This is a genomic window from Streptomyces sp. Ru72 (assembly GCF_002920635.1).
GTDB lineage: Bacteria > Actinomycetota > Actinomycetes > Streptomycetales > Streptomycetaceae > Streptomyces.
The window spans coordinates 38,555-47,320 of sequence record NZ_PQSR01000062.1; the positions used below are offsets into that span (position 1 = coordinate 38,555).

The following is an 8,766-nucleotide window of genomic DNA, read 5'->3' on the forward strand; positions in this document are numbered from 1 at the left end:
GGACTGGTCGTTCTGGACGCCCCGCCGGGCATTCCCCTCCCTCGGCATTCCCAATTTCTGGAACACGTTCTACGGTGTCCGCCGTCAGGACCGGCCCGGGGAGCCTGGAGGCGCCGTGCATCTCGACTACACGCCCGAGCAGCAGCGGCTGCGCAACGAGCTGCGCGGGTACTTCGCGCGGCTGGTGCCCGCGGGTGCCTACGCCCGGCACACCGACCCGGCGGAGCAGAAGCGGTTCTACCGCGACACCATCCGCCGTCTCGGCGGTGACGGATGGCTGGGCGTGGGCTGGCCGAAGGAGTACGGCGGGCGCGGGATGACCGCCATGGAGCAGTTCGTCTTCTTCGACGAGGCCGCCCAGGCGGGAGTCCCGCTGCCACTGATGTCGCTCAACACCGTCGGTCCGACGCTCATACGGTTCGGCACGGACGAGCAGAAGGACTACTTCCTGCCGAGGATCCTCTCCGGGGAGATCGACTTCGCGATCGGCTACAGCGAGCCCGGCGCCGGCACCGACCTCGCCTCCCTGAAGACCCGAGCGGTCCGCGAGGGCGAGGTGTACGTGGTGAACGGGCAGAAGATCTGGACTGTCTCCCGCCGCGTGGGCGAGGAGAACCACGGCTGGCGGCTGATCACGAACCAGTTCAACCACGAGCGCGTCACCCTCGCCGCCCACGGCACCATGGCCGTCCGCGCCCTGCACGACGTGCAGCGCTGGGCCACGGAGACCACGCTCACCGACGGCCGCCGGGTGATCGACCTGTCCTGGGTGCGCCGCCGCCTGGCCCTGACGCACACGAAGCTGGACGCCATGAAGCTGCTGAACTGGCAGATGGTGAGCGCGGTCGAGGAGGGCACGCTCACCCCGCAGGAGGCGTCCGCGGTCAAGGTCTACGGCTCCGAGGCCCGCCGTGACGCCTACGCGTGGCTGATGGAGGTCCTGGCGGCCGCGGGGCCGCTGAAGGAGGGCTCGGCGGGCGCCGCGCTCCACGGTGAACTGGAGCGCGGCTACCGCTCGGCGGTGATCTTCACCTTCGGCGGCGGGAACAACGAGATCCAGCACGAGATCATTTCCTGGATCGGCCTCGGCATGCCCCGCGTGCGCAGGTGACGACCTGTGACGAGGATTTTCAGTAGGCACAGAAGAGGGATGGCTGGCACCACGATCACAGGTGTTGTCAGAGGTGCCGGCGCATCACCTCGATGCATGTGGATCGGGCCGCGTTCGATCGGTCCCGGGGTACGGGATTCCGAGGTTCATGCCGCGCCTGCTCGGGCAGGGGCTTGCCGGTCCGGTCGGGGAAGGCAGGAGCTGTGTCGAGCCAGTAGGGGATCTGCTTCATGACGTACGTCCTCGGGTCTTCTGGTAGTCCAGGGGGGTGTTGTCCGGGTCCCCGCTTCAGCAGCCGAGCAGGGCCGGCAGGCCGGACAGGTCGGGCAGCTCGTCGAAGGGCTGGTAGTCGGCGCTGCCGCGGGCGCCGATGGAGCCGTTGTGGCCGTAGCGGTTGATCCACACGCGGCGAGCGAGGCCGAGGTCGCGGGTGGGGATGAGGTCGTACTCCCAGCCCTGGGCGACGTGGATGACCTGGGCGGGGTCGATGTCCATGGTCTGGAAGGCGTACTCGAAGGTCTGCCGGGACGGCTTGTACGCCTTGGCCTGCTGGGCGGTGATGACATGGTCGAACTCGACGCCCATGTTGGCCAGGTTCTGGGCGATGAGGTCGTCGTCCGTGTTGGAGATGATGGCGATCTCGTACCGGGACTTCAGCGCCCGCAGGGCGGCCGGGACCTCGGGGTGGGGGCCGAAGGTGGGCACGGCCGCGACCAGGGCCTCGCCGTCGGACTGCCGGTACTCCAGGCCGTGCAGACGCATCGCTGTCTCCAGGCTGGCGGGCAGCAGCTCGCGGAAGGGGCGGTATGCCTCCAGGACGGCGTGGAACCGCATGATGCGGAAGTCGTCGAGGAACTCGTCGACGTTCAGACGGTCCAGGTCCAGCCGGTCGGCCAGGACTTTCAGCGTGGTGGGGCCGAGCTGGAAGTCGACCAGGGTGCCGTAGGCATCGAAGGTGACGATCTGGCGCATGATATTAAACCCCTTTACGGGCATATGGGACATTCCGCTTGCCGGGAGTCACGATCTCGTCGAGTGCGGCCAGGTCGGCCGCATCGGAAGTTCAGGAGGCTGCCGCCGGCGTTGGGGCGGCGACCTGTTTAGGGGGCCTGGGGGCTGAGGAGGTGCCCGAGGGGCCGCCGCTGGAGGACGAGCCCCCGAACACGACGGGGACGGCGAATGCTGATCAGGTAGTCGGCGGCAGCATCATTGCTGCTCCGATGCGATGAGCCTCTCTCCGGCTTGAGGCGATGCGTCAGTGAAGCACTGCGGAGAATCCGGCGACAAGGGACGTGAGGCCGCGAGATCGACTGCGTATTTTGTGCCTGTGCACAATTTCCTGTCAGGGTCCGATGCAGTTCCGCTCGAACCGAATGGTCTCTGAGAGGCACCGCGAGCGGCTCCGGACTGCGGCCGCTCGGCGCCGCTGCCCGGCGGCGCGACCGGGCTGTCGGCCGCCAAGGCTGCCGTCCACATGAAGGGCATGCGGCCTCTGACCGACGCGCTTCGGCTCCAGCTCTCCCGGTCGCGGCCCCGGCCGGTTGCCTCGTCCCGTCCAGCGATCGGTGGATCAGGACATCGTCGCCCGGAAGCGGGCGCCCGCGTCCGTCTCCAGCCAAGCCAGGGCGAGGACCAGCCGGGCGGCATCGTTCGGTCGGGACAGCTTCAGCCCGGTCGCCTCTTCCGCAGCCTGCAGGCGATTGCCCACCGTGTTCCGGTGACGGTAGGTGCGTGCGGCCACCTCGGCGACCGAGCCCAGGTCGAGGTACCAGCGCAGGGTCTCGACGATGCTGTCGCGGTCGCGCAGCTCGAGCAGTGGGCGCAGCACGCCGGTGGCCATCGCACCGGTGAGCTCCTCCTGCGCCGACATGATCGCCCCGATCCAGTGACCCTCCACGTGCCGCACTCCGGGCTGCGCGGAGCTGCGGATCGCGGCACGTGCGAACCGGATGCCCCGCGCCGTCAGCGCCAGGCCGGGGACTTCCGCGACGCCGCAGCGCCACGGGGCGAACGGCCGCAGCATGGCAAGCATGGCCTCTTCATCGCGCCGTCCGTGACCGATGATGCCGAGGAGCTCGTCGCCCATCCATCCGAAGTGACGCAGCAGGCCGCCCCGACGCAGCGCGTCGTCGACCTGGGACACAGCCGGGTCCCCGGTAGGAACGGATTCGACTACGACCACGGTCAGGGCGACGTTCTCGGAGAAGCCCAGCAACGTGGAGGCCTCGGCGACGATGGAGGGATCCTGCTCCCCTTCCAGGACCAGGCGGGTGAAGGCGCGGTTGCGCACCTCCGTACGATGGCTCGCCAGGTCGCGCTCGGTGCGGCGGTAGGCGTCGACGACCTCGACGCTGTTGGCGTCCGTCGCCTCCCAGACGCGGATCAACCCGTCGAGGAAGTCGGGATCGGCGCTGATGCCACGTGCTCGCCCCTCTGCGAGCACGGCCTCCCACAGGGTCCTGAGGTCCAGCTGGAAGGAGTGCATCAGAGCGGTCAGGGGAAACGCCTGCTCCGCTCGCTCGCGTCCCACGTCCTCGGTGGCGCGCGAGACCGTCCGGGGCACGGGACCGCCGGCCAGCCGGGTCAGGGCGAGTTCGAGGGTTCGTCGCATCCCCTCCCGTTTCTGGACCGGGTCCCAGTCCGCCGATGCGTAGGCGGGCTCCTCGGCTTCCAGTCGTTCGAGAGCACGAGAGGTCAGTTCGTCGAGTCGTTCCTCGAGGAGCCGGCGCGCGATCGCCTGCACGGCGTCGTGGCGGGCCCCGCCCTGACGGCGTCCCGGGCCGCTCATGAGGACCGCCTCTCCCGACGACAGCCGTCACCGGACGGATCCGGGGCCGTCTCCGGGTGATGCCGCTGACATGCCGGTGGGGCTTCCTGGCAGTGATTGTGCACAAGCACAAAATACGGGGTCGATGTCGCGGCCTCGCGTCCCTTGTTGCCGGATTCTCCGCGGTGTTTCATCTGACGCATCACCTCGGGCTGGAGAAAGCTCGTGACATGACCACGCACGTGGAGCAGCTATGGCACTTCCGTAAGCATCTGATCCTCAGTCCGTCACCTTGAGTAGGCGCTGCTGAGGACGCCGCGTTCCTCGGGTCAGTGTCAGCGGTTCGCCAGGCAGAGCGGGATCGAGATCACCCAGGACTCCCCAGAGACTACGTCGAGCTCAAGGCGAGGGTCGAGGACCATGAGGACACCGCTGGATCCCGCCCAGGCGCTGCGCGGGGTGCTCGCCGCCAACGTCACCTGGGACGTCATAACCGCCGCCGCGTGAGCAGATGACCGGTCTCGATGAGCGCTCCGCCTTTGACGGACGGCTTACCTCGGACCTGATGCCGACCAGGTGCTGGAGCCCGTCCTGGCCCGGGCCCGTGCGGCCGTCGGAGTGGGGCATCGAGGCGAAGCACCGAACGGGGGAGTTCGCCCTGGACCTGTCGGTCGTCGACTTGGCCAAGGCCTGCGCAGCCCGTGAAGCGATCGAGACACAGCCGCGGCGGCTCTGCCCGCCGCCCCCGGGAACCGCAATCGATCGGACCGTCCGGGAACTGGCTGACAGCGTCGCGCAAAGCCGACACGGGTGGCGGCGGGGGACTGGCCCCGACCTGAGCGTCGTGACACAGGCCCACGGTGAGTGATGAGCGACTTGACGACGAGAGAGAGAACGCACCGATGACCTCAGCGACCACCACCGGCCAGGACGGAACGACCATCCCCGGTCACACCGGCCAACTGCCGGGCCCGCTCCTCGATCACGTGCTGCGGCAGTCCTTCGGACTCGAGGGATATGTCCAGCACCCCCTGGGAGGGGAGGTCGACCAGAACGTCCGGATCACCGGCGACGACGGCATGCGCTACTTCGTACGGGTCACCCGCGCGGAGCCGGACTCGGCCGACGTTCTCTGGCAGAACTCGCTCCTCCAGCATCTGGCCTCCACCGTTCCCGACCTTCCGGTTCCACGGCTGATCCCGACACGCGAGGGGAAGTTCCTTGCCGCCGTCGTCCACGAGGGCCGAACGCACGTGGTCCGCGTGATGAGCTGGCTTGGGGGCCGGGTCCTGGCGGATCTCGACGACCACCCCGCAGCGCTTCTGCGCCAGCTGGGAGAAGCCGCTGGGCGGCTGAGCCTCGGACTCTCCAGCGTGGAGCCACCGGTGGGCTTGGAACCGCACGACTGGGACATGCGCCGGGCCGCTGAGATCGTCGAGGCGTCGCTGCACGCTGTACAGGACGCGGACCGGCGGGAGTCGGTGCGCACGATCATGGGCTGGTACGACGATCTCCTGCCGGCATGGGACCGACTGCCGCGGAGCGTCGTACACCAGGATCTCAATGACGCCAACGTCCTCGCCGACGCTGACGAGGACGGGGTGCTGCGGATCTCGGGCATCGTCGACCTGGGCGACTCGCTCTACAGCGTGCGCGCGGCGGAGGTGGCGATCGCGGCGGGCTACGCCATGGTCCGCAAGGCCGACCCGCTCGCTGCGGCGGCCGAAGTCGTGGCCGGCTTCCACTCGGTGCTCCCCCTCACGGCTGAGGAACTGGCGGCTGTCTATCCGTTGGCGGCCGCCCGGCTGTGCATGAACGCCGTGACCTGGACGCGCCGGGTCGCCGAGAGCGACACGCCGTACGGGCGGACCCGCATGCGACACACCTGGCCGGCGATCGCGCAGGCGGCCGAGGTTTGCCCCGACGTCGCCGAGGCGACGTTCCGGGTCGCGTGTGGGCTCCCCCCGACGCGGGAGCAGCGGGGTTTGGAAGAGGTCCTGGCAGAGGCGGCCCGAGACGGTGCCCCGCACGCACCGGCCCCGCAACTGCTCGACCTGCGACCGGCAAGTGATCTCTACGACGAAGTCGACTGGCACGACGCGAGGGCGGTGCGCGCGAGCATCGACGACGTCCTCGACGGACGACGGCGGCGGGGCTATGTGCCCCACCTCAGCGCATCGCTGCTCCTGGGGGGCCGGCGCCGCCCGGGAGCCGACGAGCCCGCGACGGTTCAGGTCGGCGGCTCGCTGATCGTGGCCGACGCCGAGGAGGTCGCCAGCCCGCTGTCCGGCATCGTCGAAGCCCGCGGTGGCGCAGGGATGCCGTTGGTACTGCGACATGCGGTCGAAGGGCTGGAGTTCTGGACGTGCTGGTGGGGACTCGACGACACGCCGCCCGTCGCGGCGACAGTCCCGGCCGGGGCGCCGTTGGGACGCGCCGGCGCGAGCCAGGAGACGGACCCGCTCGGGCCCTGCGTCCAGGTGCAGGTCCACCGCACCGCGCGGATGGCCACGTGGCCACCCCCTCGTGTGGTGCCGCCCTCCGCACGGCAGGTGTGGAGCCACCTGTCACCCGACCCCGCCCGGCTCCTCGGGTTCACCGAATCCCCCGCCGCGGCCCCCACCATCGACGACGTCGTCTCAGTGCGCCGTCGCCACATCGCTCGCTCCCAGCGCAACTACTACCGCACCCCGATGAACCTTGTGCGTGGGCGGGACGTGTGGTTCCACGACGAGGACGGCCTGGCCTATCTGGACTCGCTGAACAACGTCACCCACGTCGGCCATGCCGAGCCACGCGTGACGGCCGCCGCCACCCGGCAGCTGCGCAAGCTCAACACCAACAGCCGTTTCGTCTACCCGCAGATCGCCAGTTACGTGCAGAAGCTGGTAGCCACCCTGCCCGACCCGCTCGAGGTCGTCTTCCTCGTCTGCACCGGCAGCGAGGCGAACGACCTGGCGCTGCGGATCGCCCGCCAGGTGACAGGTCGTCAGCACATCGTCAACATCGACGGCGCGTACCACGGAAACACCGGCGTGGTGACCGGGATCAGCCCGAACCGTTACAAGGGCCCCGGCGGCGCCGGTGCGCCCGCGACCACCCACGAGGTCGTCATCCCGGACCGCTACCGCAGCACCTACGGGTACGACGACACGGACGCCGGAGTCAAGTACGCGCGCGACGCCGCGGCTGTCATCGAGCGGATCACGGCCGACGGCCGACCCCCGGCCGCCTTCATCGCCGAGTCCCTGATGGGATCGGGTGGGAACATCGTGTTCCCCGACGGCTACCTCGACGGCGTGTTCACTGCTGCAAGGCGGGCGGGCGCCCTGTGCATCTCCGACGAGGTCCAGGTCGGCGTCGGACGACTCGGGCCCTGGTGGGGGTTCGAGCTCCAAGGGGTGGTCCCGGACATCGTCACGATGGGCAAGCCGCTCGGGAACGGGCACCCCCTCGCCGCGGTGGTCACGACTCGGGAGATCGCCGACGCGTTCGACACGGGCATGAAGTACTTCAACACCTTCGGCGGCAACCCGGTCTCCTGCGCGATCGGCGAGGCCGTGCTCGACATCGTCGAGCAGGATGGGCTGAGGGGGAACGCCGTGAGCGTGGGCGGGTACTTCGCCCAGTCGCTGCGCGAGCTCCAGCAGCGCCAACCGCTCATCGGTGACGTACGGGCCGCAGGGCTCTACCTCGGCGTCGAACTGGTCCGCAACCGCACCACCAAGATGCCGGCCACTGAGCAGGCCTTCATGGTCACCGAACTCATGAAGGAGCGAGGCGTCATCGTCTTCCCCAATGGCGTGCACGACAACGTGCTGAAGATCAAACCGCCCATGACCTTCCGCCGCGAGCACGTGGATCTCTACGTCGCCGTGCTGGACGAGGTCCTGTCCCTGCCCGAGCTGCGCTCGGCCGTTCAGTCCTGAGAGGGGTAACCGTCTACTGAGGCAGGGAACGAGAGTGGCCCGCGAAAGCGAGAAGTGCCCCGCGGGCCGGCTTCTCCGGCCAGGACTTCAAGCTCTCGCCCGCCGTGGGCGGCATCGCCGCGGGCCTCGCCCTTCAGGGCCGCGCCTCCCAGTCGATCGACTTCATCACCACAAACGGCCGTTCCACGGCCTGAGTCAGAAAGACAAAACACATGACCCTGACCATCGGCCCGCTGCGTGCCGAGCCCGGCCAGAAGACCCGCGGGACCCTGCCCGCCGACCTGGGCACCACGACGGTGGACGTCCCCCTGATCCTCGTCAACGGCTCCCGTCCCGGCCCCAAGATCGTGATCACCGGTGGCGTCCACGGCGGCGAGTTCATCCCCGTCGACGCCACCACCCGCCTGGCCGGGCTGCTGGAACCGGACGAGATCGCCGGCCGGCTGGTGATCTGCCCCGTGGCCAACCCCCCGGCCGTCTACGGCGGACGGCTCAACATCTCCCCGCTGGACGGCGTCAACATCAACCGCGTCTTCCCCGGCGACAAGGACGGCGGCCCCACCGACCGCATGGCGGCCTGGCTCTTCGAGCACCTGATCGACGGCGCCGACGCCTACGTGGACCTGCACAGCGGCGGCATCGACCAGCACCTGCTCGACTTCGTCGGCTACCGCCTGACCGACGACGCCGAGCTGGACGCGAAGAACGAGGCGATGGCCCACGCGGTCGGATACGAGCGGGTCATCTTCGGCACCAGCGCCGACGGCGGCAACAGCCACGCTGCGGCGAACCGGCAGGGCATCCCCGCGATCCTCGTCGAGACCGGCCAACTCGGCGACCGCGACCCCGCCACCGTGCGCAGGCTGATCGACGCCCTGTACCGGATCCTGCACCACCTCGGCGCCATCGAGGCGTCGGATCACATCAAGCAGCCGACCGTGCAGCCGCGCGACTGGATC

5 protein-coding genes are annotated in these 8,766 nt (G+C 69.3%); 3 read left to right on the plus strand and 2 right to left on the minus strand.

Going from position 1 to position 8,766, the window contains the following annotated elements; translation table 11 throughout:
* Nucleotides 1–115 precede the first annotated feature (115 nt).
* Nucleotides 116–1,111 (plus strand): acyl-CoA dehydrogenase family protein, encoded by a 996-nt coding sequence (locus tag C3488_RS25440; RefSeq protein WP_103843166.1) that lies wholly within the window; start codon nucleotides 116–118, stop codon nucleotides 1,109–1,111.
* 288 nt (nucleotides 1,112–1,399) lie between these two features.
* Here C3488_RS25440 and C3488_RS25445 read toward each other — a convergent pair whose 3' ends face one another.
* Both C3488_RS25445 and C3488_RS25450 read right to left on the minus strand, forming a co-directional pair.
* On the minus strand, nucleotides 1,400–2,083 hold the full coding sequence (locus tag C3488_RS25445; protein WP_103843168.1) for a haloacid dehalogenase type II: 684 nt from the start codon (nucleotides 2,081–2,083) through the stop codon (nucleotides 1,400–1,402).
* A gap of 598 nt (nucleotides 2,084–2,681) precedes the next feature.
* Entirely contained in the window at nucleotides 2,682–3,899 is a 1,218-nt protein-coding gene (locus C3488_RS25450; RefSeq protein WP_103843170.1) for a CdaR family transcriptional regulator, read from the minus strand.
* 881 nt (nucleotides 3,900–4,780) lie between these two features.
* Between C3488_RS25450 and C3488_RS25460 the strand changes: the two genes are divergently transcribed.
* Complete coding sequence (locus C3488_RS25460) at nucleotides 4,781–7,807, plus strand: aminotransferase class III-fold pyridoxal phosphate-dependent enzyme (protein WP_103843174.1); 3,027 nt, start codon at nucleotides 4,781–4,783, stop codon at nucleotides 7,805–7,807.
* 212 nt (nucleotides 7,808–8,019) lie between these two features.
* Nucleotides 8,020–8,766: succinylglutamate desuccinylase/aspartoacylase family protein (locus C3488_RS25470; protein ID WP_103843176.1), on the plus strand; the 747-nt coding region annotated here is incomplete at its 3' end.

Bases quoted from the DNA above. Each gene is read 5' to 3' on its own strand.
- C3488_RS25460 (WP_103843174.1), top strand. From the start codon at position 4,781: ATGACCTCAGCGACCACCACCGGCCAGGACGGAACGACCATCCCCGGT.
- C3488_RS25450 (WP_103843170.1), bottom strand. From the start codon at position 3,899: ATGAGCGGCCCGGGACGCCGTCAGGGCGGGGCCCGCCACGACGCCGTG.
- C3488_RS25445 (WP_103843168.1), bottom strand. From the start codon at position 2,083: ATGCGCCAGATCGTCACCTTCGATGCCTACGGCACCCTGGTCGACTTC.